The organism is Desulfobulbaceae bacterium DB1 (assembly GCA_001914235.1).
Taxonomy (GTDB): Bacteria; Desulfobacterota; Desulfobulbia; order Desulfobulbales; family SURF-16; genus DB1.
Genome location: MQUF01000016.1, coordinates 80,582 through 103,397, shown reverse-complemented (window position 1 = coordinate 103,397; position 22,816 = coordinate 80,582). Strand labels below are relative to the sequence as shown.

At 58.7% G+C, this 22,816-nt stretch carries 21 protein-coding genes; 11 read left to right on the top strand and 10 right to left on the bottom strand.

Translation table 11 applies throughout. The features are described 5' to 3' along the window. Positions 1 to 22: 22 nt before the first annotated feature. A complete protein-coding gene (locus BM485_14140) occupies positions 23 to 400 on the bottom strand; it encodes a response regulator (GenBank protein ID OKY74398.1) in 378 nt (125 codons plus the stop codon). Positions 401 to 560: 160 nt separating this feature from the next. Here BM485_14140 and BM485_14135 point away from each other — a divergent pair, with 160 nt between their 5' ends. Beyond that, positions 561 to 1,724 carry a hypothetical protein gene (locus tag BM485_14135; protein ID OKY74397.1) on the top strand — a complete coding sequence of 388 codons (1,164 nt, stop codon included), beginning with the start codon at positions 561 to 563 and terminating at the stop codon, positions 1,722 to 1,724. A gap of 125 nt (positions 1,725 to 1,849) precedes the next feature. Here BM485_14135 and BM485_14130 read toward each other — a convergent pair whose 3' ends face one another. Together BM485_14130 and BM485_14125 are read right to left on the bottom strand one after the other, a co-directional pair. Further along, a complete protein-coding gene (locus tag BM485_14130) occupies positions 1,850 to 2,881 on the bottom strand; it encodes a hypothetical protein (GenBank protein OKY74396.1) in 1,032 nt (343 codons plus the stop codon). Between the two features lie 120 nt (positions 2,882 to 3,001). Further along, positions 3,002 to 3,766: a hypothetical protein gene (locus tag BM485_14125; protein ID OKY74395.1), complete on the bottom strand. Its 765-nt coding sequence runs from the start codon at positions 3,764 to 3,766 to the stop codon at positions 3,002 to 3,004. Positions 3,767 to 4,223: 457 nt separating this feature from the next. Here BM485_14125 and BM485_14120 point away from each other — a divergent pair, with 457 nt between their 5' ends. From BM485_14120 to BM485_14090, 7 genes are all read left to right on the top strand, one after another. Then, on the top strand, positions 4,224 to 6,008 hold the full coding sequence (locus BM485_14120; GenBank protein OKY74394.1) for a sodium-independent anion transporter: 1,785 nt from the start codon (positions 4,224 to 4,226) through the stop codon (positions 6,006 to 6,008). A 308-nt stretch (positions 6,009 to 6,316) separates the two neighbouring features. After that, complete coding sequence (locus BM485_14115; protein OKY74393.1) at positions 6,317 to 6,841, top strand: hypothetical protein; 525 nt, start codon at positions 6,317 to 6,319, stop codon at positions 6,839 to 6,841. Then, the gene (locus tag BM485_14110; protein ID OKY74392.1) at positions 6,787 to 7,176 is read left to right on the top strand and encodes a hypothetical protein; all 390 of its coding nucleotides are present in this window, start codon (positions 6,787 to 6,789) and stop codon (positions 7,174 to 7,176) included. Before BM485_14115 ends, BM485_14110 begins: the two co-directional genes overlap by 55 nt. After that, a complete protein-coding gene (locus tag BM485_14105; protein ID OKY74391.1) occupies positions 7,133 to 9,331 on the top strand; it encodes a hypothetical protein in 2,199 nt (732 codons plus the stop codon). The genes BM485_14110 and BM485_14105 overlap by 44 nt, the downstream gene beginning before the upstream one ends. Then, complete coding sequence (locus BM485_14100; GenBank protein OKY74390.1) at positions 9,210 to 9,512, top strand: hypothetical protein; 303 nt, start codon at positions 9,210 to 9,212, stop codon at positions 9,510 to 9,512. The genes BM485_14105 and BM485_14100 overlap by 122 nt, the downstream gene beginning before the upstream one ends. Continuing rightward, positions 9,458 to 9,682, top strand: coding sequence for a hypothetical protein (locus BM485_14095; protein ID OKY74389.1), 225 nt, complete (start codon positions 9,458 to 9,460; stop codon positions 9,680 to 9,682). Before BM485_14100 ends, BM485_14095 begins: the two co-directional genes overlap by 55 nt. Then, positions 9,646 to 10,284, top strand: a complete 639-nt coding sequence (locus BM485_14090; protein OKY74388.1) for a hypothetical protein — start codon at positions 9,646 to 9,648, stop codon at positions 10,282 to 10,284. The genes BM485_14095 and BM485_14090 overlap by 37 nt, the downstream gene beginning before the upstream one ends. Before the next feature lie 32 nt (positions 10,285 to 10,316). On the opposite strand, the gene BM485_14085 is transcribed toward BM485_14090, so the two are convergent. From BM485_14085 to BM485_14070, 4 genes are read right to left on the bottom strand one after another with little or no spacing between them, the layout of a single operon-like run. Continuing rightward, positions 10,317 to 10,796: a flavodoxin family protein gene (locus tag BM485_14085; protein OKY74387.1), complete on the bottom strand. Its 480-nt coding sequence runs from the start codon at positions 10,794 to 10,796 to the stop codon at positions 10,317 to 10,319. Between the two features lie 58 nt (positions 10,797 to 10,854). Then, a complete protein-coding gene (locus tag BM485_14080; protein ID OKY74386.1) occupies positions 10,855 to 11,745 on the bottom strand; it encodes a (4Fe-4S)-binding protein in 891 nt (296 codons plus the stop codon). After that, positions 11,742 to 12,569 (bottom strand): (4Fe-4S)-binding protein, encoded by an 828-nt coding sequence (locus tag BM485_14075; protein OKY74419.1) that lies wholly within the window; start codon positions 12,567 to 12,569, stop codon positions 11,742 to 11,744. Before BM485_14075 ends, BM485_14080 begins: the two co-directional genes overlap by 4 nt. A 17-nt stretch (positions 12,570 to 12,586) precedes the next feature. Further along, positions 12,587 to 13,111 carry a hypothetical protein gene (locus tag BM485_14070; GenBank protein ID OKY74385.1) on the bottom strand — a complete coding sequence of 175 codons (525 nt, stop codon included), beginning with the start codon at positions 13,109 to 13,111 and terminating at the stop codon, positions 12,587 to 12,589. 259 nt (positions 13,112 to 13,370) lie between these two features. Between BM485_14070 and BM485_14065 the strand changes: the two genes are divergently transcribed. Both BM485_14065 and BM485_14060 read left to right on the top strand, forming a co-directional pair. Further along, entirely contained in the window at positions 13,371 to 14,450 is a 1,080-nt protein-coding gene (locus tag BM485_14065; GenBank protein OKY74384.1) for a hypothetical protein, read from the top strand. 15 nt (positions 14,451 to 14,465) lie between these two features. Beyond that, positions 14,466 to 16,907: a hypothetical protein gene (locus BM485_14060; GenBank protein OKY74383.1), complete on the top strand. Its 2,442-nt coding sequence runs from the start codon at positions 14,466 to 14,468 to the stop codon at positions 16,905 to 16,907. Positions 16,908 to 16,925: 18 nt separating this feature from the next. Here BM485_14060 and BM485_14055 read toward each other — a convergent pair whose 3' ends face one another. The 3 genes from BM485_14055 to BM485_14045 form a co-directional block, all read right to left on the bottom strand. Next, positions 16,926 to 18,122 (bottom strand): hypothetical protein, encoded by a 1,197-nt coding sequence (locus tag BM485_14055; GenBank protein ID OKY74382.1) that lies wholly within the window; start codon positions 18,120 to 18,122, stop codon positions 16,926 to 16,928. Between the two features lie 115 nt (positions 18,123 to 18,237). Continuing rightward, positions 18,238 to 18,717, bottom strand: a complete 480-nt coding sequence (locus tag BM485_14050; protein OKY74381.1) for a hypothetical protein — start codon at positions 18,715 to 18,717, stop codon at positions 18,238 to 18,240. A 36-nt stretch (positions 18,718 to 18,753) separates the two neighbouring features. Then, a complete protein-coding gene (locus BM485_14045) occupies positions 18,754 to 21,102 on the bottom strand; it encodes a penicillin-binding protein 1B (GenBank protein ID OKY74380.1) in 2,349 nt (782 codons plus the stop codon). A gap of 200 nt (positions 21,103 to 21,302) precedes the next feature. On the opposite strand from BM485_14045, the gene BM485_14040 reads away from it, so the two are divergent. Next, positions 21,303 to 22,805, top strand: coding sequence for a radical SAM protein (locus tag BM485_14040; GenBank protein OKY74418.1), 1,503 nt, complete (start codon positions 21,303 to 21,305; stop codon positions 22,803 to 22,805). Positions 22,806 to 22,816: the final 11 nt, after the last annotated feature.

The following is a 22,816-nucleotide window of genomic DNA, read 5'->3' as shown; positions in this document are numbered from 1 at the left end:
GCGGCAGGTTCCCGCACCTGCGCTAATGAACAACCATGTTGATTTTTTCCTCCAGCACCTGGAGAGAAAACGGTTTCAGAATAAACTGATTCACCTTGAGCTGCAGGGCCATGGCGACCTTGCTGCCGCATGTCTCCGCGGTGATCATGATAAAAGGAATATCACTGAGGTCGCTGTCTTCACGCACGGACTTCAACAATTCATAGCCGTTCATCTCCGGCATATTCCAGTCGGAGATGATGAGATCGATTTTTTTCTTCCGGAGAATTTCAAACGCGTCGCTGCCGTTGGCCGCTTCGCTGACCCGGTCGTAACCCATTTTCCGCAGGAGCACCCTCATGATGGTCCGCAGGGAGGAAACATCATCGACAACCAGTATTTCCATGTTTTGGTTCGGCATTTTTCTTCCTCCATGGCTGTTACGGCGGTAATCGTCGTTGAAAACCGGCCTTTTTTAAAAGCCTTCAACCTACTTTTCGGCAGATGCAAAAAAAACTTTACCGGCCGTCACCATGGGGACGCACCCAGAGGCATCCCCCAAAATATCTTTTCCCCATTCCATGAAACGCGACATCATCCATCTTGACATGGACGCCTTTTACGCTTCCGTGGAGGTTATGGACAACCCCGAACTTGCCGGCAAGCCCGTTATCGTCGGCGGCGCCTCAGACCGCAGCGTGGTGTGTGCCGCTTCCTATGAAGCGCGGGCTTACGGCGTTCATTCGGCGCTTGCCGTGGCCATTGCCCGCAAACGCTGCCCGCAGGGGATCTTCCTGCCGGTGCGCATGGGCCGCTACCAGGAGGTGTCGGAACGGATCATGGATATCTTCCACGACTATTCGCCCAAGGTGGAGCAGATCTCGGTGGATGAGGCATTTCTTGACGTTACCGGCTGCCACCGCCTTTTCGGTTCCCCTGCGCGGATTGCCGAAATGATCCGCGCCCGGGTCCGGGAAGAAATCGGGCTGACCGTTTCCGCCGGGATCGCCGGCAGCAAACTTGTCGCCAAAATCGCCTCTGACCGGGACAAACCGGACGGACTGACCATCGTCCCCCATGGCGAGGAAGAGCGGTTTCTTGCCCCGCTCGCCATTAAGTGCCTGTGGGGCGTGGGCAAAAAAACGCTGCCCGCCCTGGAACTGCTCGGGGTAAGAACCATCGGGGATCTCACCCGCTTCTCCCTTGATTTCCTGGAAAGAAAATTCGGCAAACAGGGCCGCCACATGTACTTCTGCGCCAGGGGAATTGACAATCGCCGGGTGGAAACGGAGCATGAAACCAAGTCCATCGGCAACGAGGAAACCTTTGCCGCCGACATGACGGACATGATTGCAATCAGAAAGGAACTGCTGCGGCTGGCCACCAGGGTGGCGGAACGACTGCGCCGCCATCATTGCAGCAGCCGCACCGTTACCCTGAAAATCAAATATTTTGATTTTTCCGCAATAAGCCGGGCCGTTACGCTGCATCATCCAACCAACGACGCGAAGCAGCTTTACCAGGCGGTCATTGACCTGCTGCCCAAGACCATGGCCGGCCGCAAGCCGTTGCGACTGGTGGGAATCATTGCAGGCAACCTGACAAACGACACCCTGCCCGCCCAGCTCAACCTCTTCGACGGCAACGGCAGGACCGAACGCCGGGCGTTGAACAGCGCCCTTGACCGGATCAACGAACGCTTCGGCCCGCAGACCATCAAACCGGCCGCCCTGACTGAAGAGTGAGCAGATAACGGGGGACGGCAGGAGTGTGGCTCCAGGCCATCCGCCGAAAAACCGAGGAAAATTGATGGAGGAGAAAAATGAAGATGAGGGGTGAAAAAAAGCTGGTTCACCGTCGGCAAGGCGGATCACCCCAGTGTTCGCGGACAGTCACAAACCGCCCATACGGAGAAATGAGCCCCCTGTTTGTATCCGACCCCCACCGCCCCTTTGACGAAATAGAGCGCCCATGCCCAGTCCGGCTCGAACATGCTCGAGGTGGACGACCAGTATCCTTCCCGCACCAGTTGAAAGGGATGCCCGGCGGGCAAGGCGGGTCCATGCCTGCTGCAATCCACCAGGGATTCAAGTTCGTTGATGGTGGGCAGCCGCCAGCAATTTTCCCCGCACTTCCGATTGAAATCCTTCACCGCCGCCAATGCGTCGCTCCATGATACCGGCCTGCCGGTGAGATCGGCATTCCTCAGCCAGCAGAGATTTGTCAGATGATCGATGACGGCAGCTCCCAGAACCTCAAAACGAGGCAGCGGCCATGCCCGCCCGGATCGGAGTTCTCCGTCCTGCCCCGTACCCGCGCAGGGAAGCAGCCGGCCGGCCGTATCGTAACACGCTGTCTGTCCGGTGGCGGGCAACACGGCATATCCTTGGCCGCGGACCGGCCAGAGCAGACAGAACTGCTCTTTAGCGCCGTAAAACATCCGCGCGCCTTCCATGTGCACATACCAGGCGTAAGCGGTATTGATCGCCGCGGTCGTGGACGTCCAATACCACCCAAGAAAAACGTTTTGAAACGGGTGGTCTTCCGGCAGGGCGGGTTTTTTTGCTTGATGGCTGACCAGACTGCGAAGTTCGCGCCGATTGGGCAGCCGCCAGCCGGAGAAACCAAAGGCACTCTCCCGATTCATTTCCGCGACAAAGTCAAGCGCCGCCTGCCAGGCCATGGGAAATTCGGCAAGGTTTGCGTTCAGGGTCCAGGTGAGACCTGTCAGGCGATCCAGCGCCGTCTCGGCCTTCGGCTCAAATCGCGGCGTCGGCCAGGGGGCGCCTTTGCTGAATTCTCCATCCTGCCCGCTTCCGGCACAGGCAATCTCGTTACCTGACGTGTCGTGACATGTGCGCTGGCCGGTCTGCAGATATCCGAAAAACTTCGCTTTCGTCATCCATGCCTCCTTTTCGCGGATTCCCCCCGCTTTTCCCCGACCTCCCCGGGGACGCTTTCAACGACAACGGCAAGGCGGTCCGGTTCATGGTGCAACAAGGGACTCTTCGGGCCGCGGGCATCACAGAAACGGCGTTATCAGAAATCCCCACAGCCGCTGGTACCTTGTTTCCCTGTAGGACTCCAACCCCATCGTGACGGCATGCGTGTCTTCCCTTGTCCGGAAGGACCGGAACAATCGGTCCCAGACGGACAGAAGGCTGGTGAAGTTCGAGTTCGTCTCGGCCATTTCCACCGAGTGGTGCACACGGTGCATGTTCGGCGTCACAATGACCGTGCGCAGCAGGCGGTCCCATTTCTCCGGCACTGCCAGGTTGCTGTGGTGGAACAGGGTGGAGACATTCAGTAAAACCTCGAACAGGAGCAGTTGGGAAAAGCTCATGCCGATCAGGATGAGGACGGGCAGTCGAAAAAACGTGGAAAGGAGGAGTTCGCCGGGATGAAAGCGAAGCGCCGTGGTCGTATCCATCTCGGTGTCCGAATGGTGGGCCCGGTGGAACCGCCACAAAAATCCGATATGGTGGTTGGCCAGATGCCACCAGTACATCCATATATCGAAGAGCACGAAGACAATAATGAGTTTCGCCACAGCAGGAAGCGGCAGGACGTGGGCAAGCCCCAGGGATTTCGTTTCCGCCCAGGCGATTGCCGCCATCGTCAGCCCCGCCAGAAGAAACCTTGTCAGAAGGCCGTTCATGATCGCTGTCATGAAGTGGGGAAGGGCGTGTTTCACCCTGGCCGTGCGGTTCCGATAGTGGGGAAACACGCCTTCGAGCGTAAAGATCAGGGCGACTGCCGCGATGATAAAAAAGAATTTGGTATCCATAACCGTGCGTTATCCTCCTGAGCAGTGCACTGAAAACCAGGATCGATGGATTGCCCGCAGCGGACAAGCTCCTTCTTCCCTGCATGCAGGACGTCAACAAAAGTGCCTGCTGTTTCACCATAATAAACTTGATGTTTCCCTGTCAAACAACATCCTTGTTTTTTGTCTGCGACAAGAACCTGGTAATTGACAGGCAAACCGACCGCACGCGGGGTGCAATGTCCGGAGCGCGCAGCCGATTCAGTTCACCCCCTCGTGAGGGAGACACGGTTCCGCCCATGATGGGCAAGAGAGGATCGCCGGGGAACATTTATCGAGTAACAAAAGAAAAAACTTGGCATTGCCGAACAAGGGCGCAATAATCATGACAGGAGAAGATTCGGCAAGTCATTCCAGGCCGGTTGCGCGCCACGACTTGTATCGGCTGCGCTCTACGGCAAAAAAGGAGAAAAACGCCATGAATCAGCGGAACTGGATTGCAGCATTGTTTCCTTTTGTCTCCTGGTGGCCGCTGGTTACCGGCAAGACCTTTCGCTGCGATCTGACCGCGGGCATTACCGGCGCCGTCGTTGCCCTGCCCCAGGGGGTCGCCTTTGCCACCATCGCCGGCATGCCGCCGGAATACGGGCTTTACGCCGGCATGATCCCCGCCATCGTTGCCGCGCTTTTCGGCTCATCCCGGCATCTGGTTTCCGGCCCCACCACCGCCGCCTCCATCGTCATCTTTTCCGTGTTGAGTGAACATGCCACACCCGGCAGCGCCGAGTACGTCAAACTGGCCCTGACGCTTACCATCATGGTCGGCGTCATCCAGCTCAGCATGGGCCTGGTCCGCTTCGGCACCCTGGTCAATTTCATCTCCCATTCCGTGGTGGTCGGCTTTACCGCAGGCGCCGCCATTCTCATTGCAACCAGCCAGCTCAAGCATTTTTTCGGACTGGCGCTGCCCAGGGGCGGAAATTTCCTGGAAACAATTTTTGCCATCCTTGCCGGCTGGCGGGACATCAATCCATACGCCGCCGGTGTCGGGCTGATGACCATGCTTGCCGGACTGCTCATCAAAAGATTCCGTCCCCAATTTCCCTATATGATCGTTTCCATGCTGGTGGGCAGCCTGTTTGCTTTTTTTCTGTCCCGCATGATGGGCGACGAAGTGACGCACATCGCCTCGGTCGGCGCCCTGCCCTCTTCCCTGCCGCCCCTGTCCGCTCCGCATCTGACCCTTGACACCATCCGGATGCTCGCGCCGGCGGCCCTGGCGACAACCCTTTTCGCCCTTACCGAGGCCATATCCATCGCCCGTGCCCTGGCGGACAAGTCCGGCCAGGATCTTGACGCCAACCAGGAATTCATCGGCCAGGGCCTTTCCAACATCATCGGCAGTTTTTTTTCCGGCTATGTGGCCACCGGTTCCTTCAACAGAAGCGGCCTCAATTATCAGGCCGGAGCGAAAACACCGCTGGCCGCCGTTTTCGCCGGAGGATTACTGATTGTCCTGGTTGTGCTGGTTGCCCCTCTGGCCCGCTACCTGCCCAACTCGGCCATGGCCGGTATCCTCTTTCTGGTGGCCTGGGGCCTGATCGATTTCCACCACATCAAAAAAATCCTGCGGGCCAGCCGCTATGAAAGCCTGATCCTGGGGACAACATTTTTTTCCACCCTCTTTCTGGAACTTGAATTCGCCATCTTCCTGGGAGTGATGCTGTCCATGGTTCTCTACCTGCGCCGCACCTCCCAGCCTCGGCTTCGCGTCAGGGTGCCGGACCCGCGCCAGGCCGGCCGACCCTTTGTCACCGACCCCGGTCTGCCGGAATGTCCGCAACTGAAAATCGTGCGCATCGATCACTCCCTTTATTTCGGCGCGGTCAACCATGTGCGGGAAACGCTTAACACCCTGCTGCGGGAAAATCCCGGCCAGAAACACCTGCTGATCGTGGCCAGCGGCATCAATCTCATCGACATGGCGGGCGCGGAATTTCTCGTCCGCCTGGCGGAGGAGAGGAGGGCGGCCGGCGGCAGGTTATACATCTATCACATCAACGAGGGGGTTTGTGATCATTTTCGCCTGGTCGATGAACTCGTAAAAATAGGGGTTGAAAATCTTTATGAAAAGAAAGCGGATGCCATCGCCGACATCTTCCGGCGATTGGACAAGAATATCTGCGCCCGCTGCACGGCTCGCATTTTTCTCGAATGCCGGTCCGTACCGCAAATAAAAGAGACACGAGATGATTCAGCGTAATACCATCAATTCCCCGGCCTGGCGTTTCCACCCGAAGGAAATCCCCTTGCCGTCTCATTTCCTTACTCTCTCCCGACAAAGGAGGTGTAGTGACTGAAACGGAAGCACACCACTCATTGGACGAGATCCCGGCAGCAGACCTCCGCCCGTAACCCTTTTCAATTGCTTTTTTTCGCCGCTCTTGCCAAAATTATTTCATACGCGACATCTCGTGTCGCCGCCACCGGCGGTCTCCCCCTCACCTCACATTGAGAAAACTTTCGTGAACAACATGAAAAAAAACGCCCTCCCCCTGCCATCCGCACCTTTTGTTACGGATGCTGCCCGTCCTCGCCCTGCTGCCGGCCTGGGCCGCGCCGCTGCTGAAGATCAGTCTCAGCGTACCGGGCCCGCACAATCTTTCCTTTCTGCCGGCCGACCTGATGCGGAAAGTCGGGGCGGACCGGATCGAGGGGGCCGAACTCAGGATCATCTCCGTCGGCGGCGGCAGCGGAGCACTGCGCAATCTCAATACCCGCAACAGCGATTTCGCCATGCTCGGCATGCCGGCCATCATGTCCCAGAAGGCGAAAGGTCTTGATGTGGTCGCCATTGCCGCGGTGAACGACGCGCCGCTGTGGACCCTCATGGTCCGTTCCGACCTGAAGGACGAGGTGCGAAACATTGCCGATCTCAAGGGACGGACCATCGGCGTGACCACCAGTTCCGCCACCAGCAAAACCTTACCCAGCAGGTTATGGAAGCTCTCCTCGCCCAGGCAGGTATCGAACCCGGCAAGGTGCGCTTCCTTTCCATCGGCAAGAACTGGCAGGACCAGTCGGCCTGCATCCTGAGCGGCTCGGTGGACGCCATCATGGGCGACGAGCCATTCGCCACTCGGCTTGCGGCCGAAGGCAAAGTTTTTATCCTCGCCAACCCGGCCATACCCGAACTGTCGCCCTCCATTCCCGGACTCGGCTTCCTCCACGCCACCCTGGTCACCCGTTCCGATGTCATCAACGACCAGCCGGAGATGGCCGCGACCATGGTGCGCATTCTCCGCCGGACCCTGGAATGGCTGGCGTCCCACTCGCCGCAGGAAGTGGTGGCGCAGCTATATCGAGGCGGGACGGCTCACCCCCGACATGCAGGATACGTTACGAAAGGCGGCTCGCGGCGGCAACGATGAAATATCCCAGGTCACTTCTTCCTTTCAGGAACTGATCGGCTGGGTGCAGGGACGCGAGGCCGGCCTGCGGGAAAGCGAGGAACGTCTGCGGGAGATCACCACCACGGTGGCGGAAGGAATCTTCGTTCTCGACCGGGAGGGACGCATCACCTTCATCAACCCGGCGGCGGAAAGGCTTCTCGGCTGCCAGTCCGCCGATGTGCTGGGCAAGGGAAGCCATGACATCTTTCACCATTGCCGGCCGGACGGTTCGCCCAATCCGATTGCATCGTGCCCGGCGCATCTCGCCATTGTCAACGGCCTGTCCCAGATCGAACGCGATGAACACTTTATCAAATCAGACGGTTCATTCCTGCCCGTCTCCATCAGCTCCACCCCCATCATCCGTCAGGGAGTCGCGGCCGGCGCGGTGGTGACCTTCCGCGACATCAGCGAACGACTGGCTGCCGAGGAAAAAACCAGGGAACTGGCAGCCATCGTCTCCTCCGCCGAAGAGGCGATTATCGGCAAAACCCCCACGGGCATCATCACGAGCTGGAACCGGGGGGCGGAAAAAATTTACGGTTACCGGGAAGAAGAGGTGATCGGCCGTTCCGTCCTCATGCTCTCCCCAGCCGGCCATGACGATGAAATGCGGGACATACTCGCCACCCTCCAGCGGGGCGAGGCGGTGGAACATCTCGAAACCACCCGGCGGCGCAAGGACGGCCGGGAGATCGACGTCGCCCTCACCGTATCCCCGATCAAGGACAACGCGGGCAGGATCATCGCTGCTTCGGTCATCGGCAGCGACATCACCCGACGCAAACAAACGGAAACGCAGCTGGCCAGGACCATGGACGCGCTGCGCCGGGAAGAGGAACGTCTTTCCGTCCTGCTGCAGCTTTCACAGCGCCCCTTTGCCTCGGAACGGGAGCTGACCGATCATGCCCTGGAGGAGATGGTGCGACTGACCAGAAGCGAGGTTGGTTATCTCCATTTCTTCCATGAGAACAAGGAAGGCATCGAACTCTATTCCTGGTCGCGGGCGACGCGGGAACGCTGCACCGCGGCGCCGACCCTCCATTACCCGCTGGCCGACGCCGGTATCTGGGCGGACAGTATCCGCCTGCGGCAGGCCGTCATCCACAACGATTATCCGGGCATGGCCGAAAAAAACGGCCTGCCCGACGGCCATTTTCCCCTCAGCCGCCACCTGTCGACCCCCATTTTTTCCGGGGAACGGCTCGTCGCCGTCATCGGCGTCGGCAACAAGGAAGAGCCCTACGACGAAACGGATGTCCGCCAGATCAACCTTTTCATGAACACCATGTGGAACATCCTGATGCAGCGCCGGGCGGAGGAGGATCTCGCCTTCCGCTCGCTGATGCTTGACAACGCCATCGACTCGGTTTTTGTTCTCGATCTCGAGGGCCGCATGGTTTATGCCAACCGCGCCGCTTACACAAGCCGCGGCTACAGCCAGGCGGAGATGCTGGAACGTGGTCTTTCGGAAATCGATACCCGGGAACAGGCCCACCTCATCGAGCAGCGACTGCGGCAGATCTTCACCACCGGAGAGGCGGCTTTTGAGACGACCCATTCCCGCAAGGACGGCACGGAGATGGAGGTCGAGGTCTTTGCCCGCCTGGTGACCGTGAGCGAACGGCAACTCATTCTCAGCGTGGCCCGTGACATTACGGAAAGAAAAAAGGCGGCGCGGGAACTTCTCCATGCCAAGGAGGAGGCCGAGGCGGCCACCCGGACCAAAAGCGAGTTTCTCGCCAACATGAGCCACGAGATTCGCACGCCGTTAAACGCCATCATCGGCATGGCCGATCTGCTCAAGGAGACCCCGCTCACCCACGAACAGCGGGAATACGTTCAAGTATTCGAAAACAACGGCGAGGCCCTGCTCGCCCTCATCAACGACATCATTGATCTTTCCAAGGTGGAGGCCGGCCGGATCGAACTCGACCTGACTGAATTCAGCCCCCTGGAGCTGCTGGAAGGCGTCTGTTCGCTCATGGCGTTGAAGGCCCATGAAAAGGGGCTTGAACTGCATCTCGACCTGTCCCCGGACGTCCCCCTCCTGCCTGCGGGGCGATTACGGCCGGTTGCGACAGATTCTCATCAACCTGACCGGCAACGCCATCAAGTTCACGGCGCGAGGTGAGATTACCGTGCGCTGTCGGCTTTCCAACGACGCCTGCCGGGAAGACGCGGTGGATCTGCTCTTTGCCTTGCCGACACCGGCCTCGGCATCCCGGCGGACAAACAGGAGGCCATCTTCGAGCGCTTCGTGCAGGCTGATTCCTCCACCACCCGGCGTTTCGGCGGCACCGGCCTCGGCCTGACCATCTCCAAGGAACTGGTGACCCTGATGGGCGGTCGAATCTGGCTGGAAAGCAGGGAGGGCCGGGGCAGCACCTTTTTCTTCAGCCTGCCCATGGGGACGGCACCCGCCCTGCCGGCCTCCGCGCGGCCAGGGTGCTGCTGGTCGAGGATTACATCCACAACCGCCTGATCATCGAACGCTTTTTCAGGGGCACCCCCATTCAGCTCGACATGGCGGAAAACGGCACATCCGCGGTGGAAATGTTTCAAAGCAGGGATTATGACCTGGTGCTCATGGACATCCAGATGCCGGTAATGGACGGTTACAGCGCCACCCGCCTGATCCGCGACCATGAAAGGGAAACCGGCCGGCCGCCGACACCGGTGATCATCATCACCGCCGACACCTCAAGCGACAGCCTGCAGGCCGCCTTTGATGCCGGGGCGGTGGATTACATCACCAAACCTTTCAACAAGGTGGAACTCATTGCCAGGGTGCGTTCCCTTCTCCGCCTGAAAACCGAAATCGACACCCGCAAGGTCAGGGAACGGGAAAAGGAGCGGCTTATCACGGAGCTGCGCGAGGCCCTGGAGCACATCAAAACCTTGCGGGGCATCATCCCCATCTGCGCCAGCTGCAAAAAAATCCGCGATGACGCGGGCTACTGGCAGCAGGTGGAAGGCTACATCATGAAGCACTCCGACGTCTCCTTCAGCCACAGCATCTGCCCGGAATGCGTGAATAAGCTCTACCCGGAACTCGATCTGGACGAGGAAGAGGAAAACGACTGACCGGTCCGACTGAGTCGGACCGGCCGGGCAGATTAAAGGCAGGCCAGGACCGCGTCTTTGACCGCGGCAATATCCGTCGCGTCCGGGTGTCCGGCGGCAAAGGGGGCATCGGCCAGCCACAGCGGCGGCGGTACTTTGGCCCGGGCCGTTTCCATCACCTTGGCCTGCACCTCGCCCTGGCAACTGAAGCTGCCGACCACCTGGGCGCCAGCCGCGATTTTAACCGCATGCGCCATGGCTGCCGCGGCATGGGCCGAGCCTTTGGCCGCGCCATGGGTGGCGAAAAGAAATACTTTTTTCCCCGCCACCCCGGCCAGGAATTCACTGCTTTTCGGGTCCGGCTTGCCCGCCATCAGCCAGAATCCCACGGCGACAAGATCGACTCCGTCCAGTTTTTCCGGCGCGCCATCCACCGCCACCACTTCTTTTTCTCCGGGCAGCGCATCCGCCACCGCCTGGGCCAATTTTTTTGTATTGCCCGACTGACTTGAATAAACAACGAGTGATTTCACCAGCTACCTCCACAAATTAAAATTTTAGGAAAATATCCTCAAAGGGATTGTCTTTTTTTTAATCCGGCACCTTCATTCCCAGATCCGCGAAATTCAACAAATTCTGCCACAACTGCCGCACCGCCCGGGCAGCCGGGGAATTTTCCGCATGCTCAATAAGGGTACGTCCCTGGACAATGGAATCAACCACCGCCACGTCAAAAGGAACCCGGCCGAGGAGCGCAATATTTTTTTCCCGGCAGAACGCCTCTATCTCCGCGGCAACGTCCGGCTGCAGATCCCACTTGTTGATACACACCCCGGTCAGGATTTTAAAATGCGCGGCCAGTTCCGCCACCCGCGCCAGATCATGCAGGCCGGATCGGGTCGGTTCGGTAACCAGCAGGGCAAAATCAACCCCTGACAGGGAGGCAATGACCGGGCAGCCGATGCCGGGCGGGCCATCCACCAGCAACCACGAAGCGCCGCATCCTTCCGCCACCTCGCGCGCCTTTCTTTTCACCAGACTGACCAGTTTGCCCGAGTTTTCCTCGCCGATTCCCAGCCGGGCATGCACCATGGGACCATACGCCGTATCAGCGACAAACCAGTCGCCGGAAAGCTTTTCCTCCAGCCGGATGGCCCCTTCCGGACAGAATTCGGCGCATACTCCGCACCCCTCGCAGGAAAAAGGCAGGAGTCGCGCTGTTTCCTCAAGGGTGATGGCATGAAAACGGCACAGCTCGACGCAAGTGCCGCAGGCCACGCAACGCTCCGCATCAATCACCGCCTCCACCCCGGACCAGAATTCATGCTCTTCCCGGGCACGCGGGTTCAGGACAAGATGCAGGTCCGCGGCATCCACATCACAATCGGCAATCACCTTGTTTTCCATCAGGGCAGCCAGGGCGGCGGCAATGGTGGTTTTGCCGGTACCGCCTTTTCCGCTCAGCACAAGAAGCTCTTTCATGATTGCAACTCCTCAAGCAATGAAGAAAAGGTCTGCCGCAATTCCGGTCGACTGTCGACCAGCGGCACACCCGCGGCATATCCTTCGGCAATTTTCCGGTCAAAGGGTATTTCACTATGAATCGTGATATTTTCCCGCCTGCACCACGACGCCGTCTTGACGTCACCCAGATCGGACCGGTTGATGATCACGCCGAAGGGCAAACCGAGCTTGCGCAGCACGGCCACTGCAATTTTCAGATCATGAAGACCGAAAGGGGTGGCCTCGGTGACCAGCAGGACGTATTCAGCCTCTTTCACCGAAGCGACAAAAGGACAGGAGGTGCCGGGCGGCGCATCAATGATCACCAAACCCTCCGCCGCAGCCTCCTCCAGGACGGCATGAATAAGCGGTACCGCCATGGCCTCCCCCACCCGCAAACGACCATGAACAAAATCGATTTCCCCGGATCGTCCCTTTTCCAGCAGACCGAGCACCCGTCGTTCTTCGACAAATGCCTTTTCCGGACATACGAGAAAACATCCGCCGCAGGCATGGCAGAGGTCGGGAAAAACCATGATGGTGCGACCGAAGACGGTAATGGCGTTGAATCGGCAGAGATCGCGGCATTTCCCGCACCAGGTGCATTTTTCCTCCAGCACCCGGGGAACGGCCAAAGAAATTTCCCGGCTTCCGTGAAAAACGGGCCGGAGAAAGATATGTCCGTTCGGTTCCTCCACGTCACAGTCCAGATACTGCACCGGCCCCCCGGCCGAGCAGGCCAGGGCCACCGCCACCGTGGTTTTGCCGGTGCCGCCCTTGCCGCTGGCCACCGCTATTTTCATCACGCCCCCGGATCCGCTCACTGATTTCCGCATTGGCCACGGCGCCTGCCGCCCCCAAGCCCCATTCCGCCGCTCATTCTTCCACCCAGGCCCTTCCCGCCGCACCTGCCCATGCCGGCCCCCGCAACCGTGCCGGTTCCAGCACTCCTTCCGAGTCCCAACCGTGGCCTGCCGGGTTGCGTTGCCGTTGTTTGCGCGATCCGCGCCCCAGGCTCGATTTCATACTCGCCGACGAATTGTTCCACCGCCTCGCGAACCGTGCCGCTTGCGCCGTTAATCATGGAGATGCCCGCCTTGTCGCAGACCGCCGCCGCTTTGGGGCCGATGAGACCGCTGAGCACCGCCTGAACCCCTGCCTCGGCAATGCGTGAAGCGGCGTTGATGCCTGCTCCGTGGGCCATGGATACGGCCTGGCTGTTATCGATCACCTGGGCCACGGACATGGTGTCCGTCTCCACCACCACCAGGTATGCTGCCCTGCCGAAACGCGGATCAACTGCGGATTGAAGCTCTTTTCCCGTGGAACTGACGGCGACTTTCATGACGATTCCTCCTCATTTTGCATGAATTAATTATGAACATATGCACATAATATATCCCTGAAATACGGGTTGTCAAGCACATGAGAAAAAATAATTTATAACAAGCCGGAGAGGTGCCCGAAATATAAGAAAAATTCCATGGAGTCGAGGAAAAAAACTCGTGATTTTTTTTTCCCTGCTATAATAAAATCAGCAGTAACAAAAGACGCAAGGCCGGGACGCCCTGTCCCATCGCCATAATTCTGAGAGCTGTGCCGCCATGCAAAAGACGCGATTGCCCCGTACCCTTCTGCTTTTTTTCCTCTTTTGTTTCCTCATGCCGTTTTTTTCCGGAGCCTGCCGGGCGGAAGCGCAAACCGATGAGGAAAAGAAACTCATCCTGCTCAACTGGTCGGACTATATCGACCCGGAGATTCTCGCTGAATTCAAAAAAAGGACGGGCATCACGGTGAGCGAGGTCTATTATGAAACAGATGAAATGAGAAACGAAATGCTGGTCAATGCCGACGGCAAAGGCTATGACCTGGTGCTGTCCAACGGCAGCAGTATCGCTTCCTTTGTCGCGCGGGGCTGGCTCGTCCCCATCAACGAGAAGGAAATCGACAACCTGCGTTTTATCGACCGCAGATGGAGGGAGGCCTTTCCCGAGGCCGAAAAGTACGGCGTCCCCTATTTATGGGGAACCCTCGGCATCGGCTACCGAAGCGACAGGCTGGCGGAACCGGTGACAAGCTGGATGGACCTGTTCAGGCCGGATCCCGCCCTGAAAAACAAGATTCTCATGATCAAGGATTCCCGCGACCTGGTGGGCATGGCCTTGAAGGCCCTTGGTCATTCCGCCAACTCCATCGACCCCGGCCAGCTCGACCAGGCCGGGGAACTGCTGCTGGCCCAGAAACCCTTTGTCAAGAGCTATTCCCTTTATTCCCTTACCGAAGACTCGGCCCTGGTGCAGGGCGAGGCCCTGATCTCCATGATGTATAACGGCGACGCCCTGGCCCTGCGGGAATTCAATCCGGCCATCCGTTTTGTGCTGCCCAGGGAAGGCGGCAATCTCTGGTGCGACTATTTCGTCCTGCTCCGTTCTTCGACCAAGGGGCAGTGGGCGCGACAGTTTCTCAATTTCATCCATGAGCCGACCGTCATGGCCCGACTCGCCCGTTTCGCCTATTTCGCCACCACCAACAAGGAGGCGGAAAAGCTGCTGCCGAAGGAATTTCTCACCGACCCCGTCATCTATCCCTCCAGGGAAAGCCTCTTGAAATCGGAAAGTTATGCCCAGCTTCCACCCCGGGTGACCAAAAAGGTCAACACCATTTTCAATGACGTCATCCACTAAGCGGAGAATCTGCCGGTGCGATTACAGTCGAAAATAATCCTGCTGATCACCCCGGTGGTTGTCGTCAGCATGGTGGCGCTGGGCGCGATATCCTGTTCGTTTCTCCGCAACGCCACGGTGAATCAGGCGTTCAACTCCGTCTCCATGTTCCTGGCCCGCACCGCCGATCACTTCCAGTCCGTGCTGGCCGCCGCCTTCAAGGATGTCGACGTGATCGCCGCCTCAAGCATTCTCCAGCAGTATCTGCTCACCCCGGACGAAAACGAACGATACAGCCTGCTGCAGCCGCCCCTGAATCGTTTATTCAGCTCCTTCCGGGAATCAAACCCCGCCTACTATGAAATGCGCGTTTTGCTGCCGGACGGCTATGAAGACACCCGGGTGGCTCCCCCTGAACCGGCAAACGTTACCGAAGAGGAAGGGAGTTCACCATTTTTCCAGGCCATGCACGCCAACCCGCACAACCTCTTTGCCACGTTCTTCATCAACCCCGACACCAACCGGGTGGCCCTGCTGGTCAGCCGGCGAATCCTGCTGCGCGATCTCAGCCGGGAAAGCGTCACCGCGCCGGAGCAGTTGCGCGGCTATGTCGCGCTTACCATCGACTGCGGATTTATTGCCGAACAATTACGCCGGTTCAAGGATGACTACCAAACTTCTTTTTTTCTCCTCAACCGGCATGGCCGCATTTTTTATGAAGCCGGCATCCCGGAACTTGCCCACGTCCTTACCCCGGAAAAGCTTGATTCGCTCCAGCATTCCGGCAAAGACGATTTCACCGTGATTGACGATGGGCACGAAAGATATTTCATCGCCGGCCGGCGGTTTGTCGGAGATGTCTTTCTCTTTTCCGTCACCCCGCAAAAAAATCTGACCGCGGCGAGCAACCGGCTCGCCGTCTTCACCGGGATTGCCGCCCTTGCCGCGATTGCCGTCATTTCCCTTCTCCTCCTTGCCGCCTGCCGGAAAATGATCATCAGTCCGGTGCAACGATTACAAAATGCGGCGCGGCAGTTCGGCGAGGGCAACCTGGACGCCGCTCTTTTCCCGGCAAACACCGGACAACACGATGAAATAGCGGAACTGTCCCGCTCGTTCAGCGACATGCGGGAAAACCTGCTCGCCTCCCAGGAGCAGATCCGCCAGCTCGCCTACTATGATTTCCTCACCGGCCTTCCCAACCGGGTCATGTTCCATGATTTTCTTTCCCGGACCATGGCCCGGGCCAAGAGACACAACGAGATGCTCGCCCTCATGTTTGTCGATCTGGACGATTTCAAAAGGATCAACGACACCCTCGGCCACAAACTTGGGGATGAGCTGCTGAAAAACACGGCGCAGCGGCTGACTACCGCGACCCGCAACTCCGATTACGTTTTCCGCGACTTCGCCGACCGGGAGCCGGACATGGTTGCCCGGCTGGGCGGCGACGAATTCACCATACTGCTGACCTACATCAAGGAACGCAGCGACCCGGCAACAACGGCCCGCCGGATTCTTGAAGACGTTTCCCGTCCCATCATCCTTGCCGGGCACGAGCTCTCTATCGGGCTCAGTATCGGCATCGCTCTTTTCCCCGATGACGGAGAAAACGCCGACGAACTGATCAAAAACGCGGATATCGCCATGTATCACGCCAAGGAACTCGGCAAAAACAATTACCAGTATTTTTCCCCGTCCATGAACGCGGCCTCCCTGGAACGGCTCACCCTGGAAAGCGAGTTGCGACGGGCCGTCGACAACCAGGAATTTTTCCTGCATTATCAACCCCAGGTGGATGCCGTTTCCCTTGCCGTTGTCGGCCTGGAAGCCCTGATCAGGTGGCGGCATCCGCTCCGCGGCACCATCCCGCCCGCCCAGTTCATTCCGGTGGCGGAAGAATCGGGCCTCATCGTGCCCATCGGCGAATGGGTGCTGCGCCAGGCCGCCCGTCAGCTCAAGACGTGGCAGCAGCAGGGCAGACGCCTGGTACCTGTTTCGATCAATCTGTCGAGCCCCCAGTTCCGGCATGTAAAAATCGACAAACTGATCGCCGGGGTGCTGGAGGAGGAGGAGATAGATCCGCACTATCTGAAGGTGGAGTTGACGGAAAGCATCCTGCTGGGGGCGGGAAGCGAGGTGGTCCGCATGCTGCGGGCAATCAAAAAAACCGGGGTGCAGATCTGCCTGGATGATTTCGGTACCGGGTTTTCATCACTGAACTACCTGAAACGTTTTCCCATTGATGTGCTGAAAATCGACCGCAGCTTTGTCATGAATCTTGCGCACGACACCAAGGACGCGGAAATCAGCGCGGCCATCATCGCCCTGGGCAAATGTCTGAATCTTTCCATCGTGGCGGAAGGGGTGGAGGAGAAGGAGCAGTATGATTTCCTGCGGGGGAAAGGCTGCGATGCGATCCAGGGCTTTTATTTCCACAGACCGCTGCCGCCGGAACAGGCGGCTGAATTCCTCTAGGAATTTGCCGCCATACCGTTATCCTCGCGAAAACTCGCCTCCCCGGAAAAATGCCCGCACCTGGTCGCGACCGGTTTCCTTGGCCACATAGAGGGCCTGATCAGCGGACTCGGAAAGCATGCAGGTCAGTTTATACATGGGGTTTTCATTGGCAGGATCGCAAAAGATGGATTTGGAGTTCAAAGTGTCGGCCGGCACATCCTTCCAGCCGATATCGAGTTCGCAGACGCCGATGCTGGCGCGGATGGTGAAAGATATCTCCCGGGGCGGACCGTCGGTTTGCCGCAGGTTGAAGCAGAGAGGTTTTTTGCAAATCTCCCCCCGGATGATTTCGGCCTTTTTCAACGCATTGTCGCGGTTGGTGCCGATGAGAAAAAGGGCAAATTCATCGCCGCCCAGTCTGATGGGCGAATCAATGCCGGCCCGGCAATTGTTCTGAATGATGGCCGCCACCTTCTGCAGGGCCCGGTCGCCGATGAAATGACCATGCGTGTCATTGACCTCCTTGAAGTGGTCGATATCAATCAGCAGCAGGGAAAAGGGCACCTTGCCGTCATGGTCGAGAAAGGTCTGGACCACCTTGGGCAATTCCTGGTCAAAGAAACGACGGTTGAAGATGCCGGTCAGCTTGTCGATCAGGGCGTTTGACTCCAGCACCAGCAGGCTTTCCATGGAAAGTTCCATTTTCTCCTGGGCCTTTTTCACCGTGCCGTGCAGCTCATCAAAGCCTTTTTTCACCGCCTGCAGGATCTCCTGCCTGTTTTTGACTTCCCGGATAACCTTCAGGGTGTCGGCCTTCAGGCTTTCAATCATGCCGCAGGTGTCGGCGCCATTGATGATACCGGCCAGCTGGTTGATATTTTTACCGATGGAATCAAGAAGTTCGCGGATAAAATCCTGTTCCTCCTTCAACACCTTGGCCACGCCGCTTCTTTTCAGCTTGTCCACCTCGGCCAGGAAATCGCGGCCGAGCCGCTCCACCTCCGCATCCCGCTTGCCCGGAATCAGCTTCAGATACTCATCAAAGGCCTCCTGCACCATCTCTTTCTGTTCCGTGGACAAACAGGTCGAGTGCTCAATATTTTTGATGAAATGGCCGATCTGCAACCAGACGGAGGTGTAAGGAAGGCCTTTTTCCTTCATCTTGGCGCAGATGGCGTTGCAGGCAATGAACGGCGAGCCGACCAGTATGGTGGTGTCTTTTTTGTCTGTCATGATTAAAAACGAAAGATAACGAAAAAAAGAAATGTTTCTGCTGAAATGTTCTTATGTCCTATCATACCGACAAAATGGAAGTAAAGCAAAAAGCATCACTGGATATGATCGTTTGCTAATAACTTCCGGACTGCACCCTGCGCCGCGCCTCACTCGCCCCGGCGCTGTCGCCCATGCCGCCGTAGGCCTGTTCCATCAGGCTCCAGTTTCGTTTCTTGAGTGCCCGGTTTTCGCCGGCCAGGCTGTTTGACTTGAGACAAAGCTGGATGGCCTGGCCGTAGTTCCGCTGGCCGTAACGCACCTGGGCCATGGTATGCCAGACCCGGGCGTTGCGCGGTTCAACCCGCAAGGCCCGTTCCATATTGAGCTCGGCCCGGTTGAAATCGCCCGCCCGCAGGGCGCTGTCCGCCTCGGCCAAGAGTCCCGCCGCCGGGCCCCTCTCAATTTTCTCCACCTCTTTGTGAACTTGCGGCTCCGGAACCCTGCCTGTTTCGGGGAATTTAACCGCGCAACCGTTGGTGAAAAGGACGAAAGCCGACAGCAAAAGCCAATAAAGGCCGGACGCGATACGGGGGAATTTATCAGCGATGATCATGCAAATATCCTCGATATACAGGAAAAAAAGTTTTTTTCACCACGGCAGCCATTTGCGCAGCCGCTCAAGCACGCCGCTGCCCCGGTTGTTGTTTCGCGGGGCGGGAGAAGATGACGGCGCCGCGGCAAGCGTTCCCCGGGGGGCGGTGCCCGGTGCAAAAGGCAGGGTGACGCTTCTGTCCCGGTACCGGCTGGACGGCGAATAGTCGGCGCCTCCCACCCGGGCCCATTCGATACCGTCAGGAGCGGCAAGATCAAGGGGTTGCGGATTCAGCCCCCCCATTATTTTTCCCCAGACCACCATGGCACCTCCCGAACCGGTGAGTCCGGTCGGCTTGTTATCATCCGTGCCGAGCCAGACCACCGCCAGCCGGTCACCGGTGAAGCCGGCAAACCAGCTGTCTTTCAGATCATCGGATGTGCCGGTCTTGCCCGCCGCGGCAAGGGCCGGGGGAAGATAGCGGGAAAGAGAGGCGGCGGTGCCGTCGCTCACCACCCGCTGCATGCCGCTGTTGACCAGAAAAACCGGCAGCGGATCTACCCGCTGTTCCACTGAAAGGCCGTAGCTCTGCACCACCTTGTTATCCGCGGAAAGCACGCTGCTGATGGCCCGCTGGGGTACGTGAAATCCGCCGGCCGCCAGGGTCTGGTACATCCCGGCCACGGCCAGCGGGGTCATCTGCCCGGCGCCGAGAAGAAAAGAGGGATAGGCCGGGAAATCGCCCTCCGCGCCCAGTTTTTTTGCCGTGTCAATCACCTTTTTCACCCCGACCGCCATTCCGGTTTTCACCGTGGCCAGATTATAGGAAAAGGCCAGGGCCTCGACCAGCGGCACCGTGCCGTGCTCCTTGCGGTCATAATTGGCCGGGGTCCATTTACCGCCCCCGGGATTTGCCAGGGTGAGCCCGGTATCGGCAAGCGGACTTGCCAGGGTAGAGCCGTTCATCAAGGCGGTGAGAAAAACAACGGGCTTTATCAGCGAACCCACCGGACGGCTGGCGTCAAGGGCGCGGTTAAAACCGTAATCCAGCGGTTTCCGCCCGCCGGCAATGGCCTGGATCTCGCCGTTTTCCCGGCCGGCAACCACCACCGCTCCTTCCAACCCCTTGCGGCCCGTCTTCTTTTCCAGCTCGGCCACGGTTTCCGCCAGGCTTTTTTCCACCTGTTTCTGCACCTGGGGATCGAGGGTGGTGAATATCTTCAGCCCGTCGCTGGTGAGATCCCGCTCTTGATAATCACGGGTGAGCTGCCGGCGTACCAGATCAAGAAAGGCGGGAAAACGGTTGAAACCGCTCATCACCTTGTCCACGCCGGTCAACGGCGCATTCCCGGCCCGAATGAATTGCTCCTCGGAAAGAATGTCGCGCTCCCGCATGACCGAAAGCACCATATCGCGCCGTTGCCGGCAGCGGTCGGGATGACGGCGGGGGTCATAATAGGACGGCCCTTTCACCATGCCGACCAGCACCGCGATCTGCTCGGCGGGGAGATCCCCCAGATCACGGCGAAAATAGAACTGGGCCGCCAGCCCGAAACCATGCACGGCCCGCCCGCCGTCCTGGCCGAGAAAAACCTCATTGACATAGGCGGCAAGAATCTCATCCTTGCTGTAATGGGACTCAAGCAGAATCGCCATGACCGCCTCGTTCAGCTTGCGACGCAGGGTCCGCTCATTGTTCAGAAAAAAATTCTTGACCAGCTGCTGGGTCAGGGTGCTGCCGCCCTGCACCGTTTCCCCGGCACGGACATTGGCAAAGGCGGCCCGGAGAATGGCCAGCAGGTCCACGCCCATGTGGGAATAAAAATTCCTGTCCTCCACCGCCACCAGTGTTTTGACCAGCAGATCAGGCAGTTCCTTGCGGGTCAGCAGCACGCGATCCTCGTGCTCCAGGGGATGAAAACTGCCGATGCGGGCCGGATCGAGGCGAACCAGGGAAAGAACGGCGCCGCTGCCCGTGTCGTGTATGTCGCGAACCGCATTGTTGCTGAAAGTCACGGTAATCCGGGCCGTTTTTTCCAGGCCGTCGGCAAAGTGAAAATCACGGCTGACCAGTCGGATGGTATTGCCCTGCCGATGGAATCCTCCGGCGCCTTTCACCTCCGTTTCAGCCCGGTAACCGGCAAGCAGCAATTCCTCCTCCAGCATGCCGGGCGTCATGGCGCGTCCGGCAAAAAGCTCCAAGGGCCGGGCATACACCACTGCCGGCAGGGACCAGCGCTTTCCGGCAAACTTCTGGCGCACCACCGTGTCCAGATGGCCCACATAAAGGAACAAGCCGACAAAGACAAATAACAGGAAAAATCCCACTGCTTTTTTGAACATGGCGCCGCTTTTTTTGTTTTTTCCAGCCGGGGTCTTCCCGGATTTTTTCTTTTTTCGTGCCAAGGTGATCTGCTTCGCTGATAAAATGAATAGTTGATTGACTCCCGACTCCTGACGAAGCCCCTACTATCCCACGATCCCCCTGCAACTTCAACTGATAAATGAGGCCCTTGACACATGAGCCGTTGACGGTTCACGGATCACGGTTTACAGTGACCCTTTTCCCAAGTGTCCACCAACTCTTTCCGGCAATCGCTTCCATGATACTGCTCATCAATCCGCCCATCGCCAAACCCTGCGAGCCGCCGGCAGGCATTGCCCGTCTGGCCGGGGCCCTGCGCGGGCGAAAGATCACCTGCACCACTCTTGATGCAAGCCTGGAGGGACTTCTTTTCCTTCTTGCCGATCCCCCTGCCGCGGACGACACCTGGAGCCGCCGCGCCTGCCGCAATCTGCGGCACAACCTTGCCGCCCTGCGCACCCCGGAGCCGTATGGCAATTTCGACCGCTACAGCCGGGCGGTAACCGATATCAATCGGGTGCTGACCCTGGCAGGCGCTCCCAGGCTGTCCCTTTCCCTGGTCAACTATCAGGATGAAACGCTGTCGCCCTTGAAAAGTAATGATCTGCTTCAGGCCGCGGCCCAGCCGGAAAGAAACATCTTTTACCCCTTCTTTGCCGAACGTATCACCCGTCTGGTGGAAACAGAACAGCCCGCGTTTGTCGGCATTTCGCTCAATTACCTGAGCCAGGCACTTCCCGCCTTTGCCATGCTCGGCTTTGTCCGTCAGCGTTTTCCCGGAATCAGTACCGTGCTCGGCGGCGGGCTTGTCACCTCCTGGCTCAGCAAGCCGGGCTGGCAAAATCCCTTTGGCGGACTGGCGGATCATCTGGTGGCCGGGCCGGGCGAAGGTCCGCTGCTCGCCCTGCTCGGCGCAAACGCCGACTCCCCCTGCGCCGCCCCGGACTACAGCGCCTTGCCCCTGCATGATTATCTTGCGCCGGGCATCATTCTGCCCTATGCCGCATCATCCGGCTGCTACTGGAACAAATGTTCCTTTTGTCCGGAAAAGGCGGAACACAATCCATATCTGCCCCTGCCGACCACGCAGGTGCTCCACGACATCAACCGTTTGACAAAAGAAATCCGTCCCAGCCTGCTTCACCTGCTCGACAATGCGGTCAGCCCGGGCCTGCTGACGGCCCTGAGCGAGAATCCACCCGGGGTTCCATGGTATGGTTTTGCCCGGGTCAGCCCGCAGCTCGGCAACCTCGACTTCTGCCGGCAGCTGCGCCGCTCCGGCTGCCGGATGCTGAAACTCGGCCTCGAATCAGGAGATCAGGGGGTGCTCGACGCCATGGACAAGGGCATCGACCTGCCGCTGGTTGCCGGAACGCTTGACGCGCTCAAGGCCGCGGGCATCGCCACCTACATCTATCTCCTTTTCGGCACCCCGTCGGAAAACCTCGCCGCAGCCCGGCGCACCCTTGATTTCACCGTCAAACACCATGAGGCCATCAGCTTCCTCAACCTGGCGGTCTTCAATATGCCGGTTGCCGGCCCCGATGCCGCGGCACTCTCGGTGAGCGATTTCTATGAAGGCGACCTTTCCCTCTACAGCGATTTCGACCACCCTCTTGGCTGGCACCGCAAGGAGGTACGCCGTTTTCTCGACCAGGAATTCAAGCGCCATCCGGCCATCAGTGCCATCCTGCGGCGCGATCCGCCCCTTTTCACCTCGAATCACGCCCCCTTTTTCCAATGATTTCCCCCGGA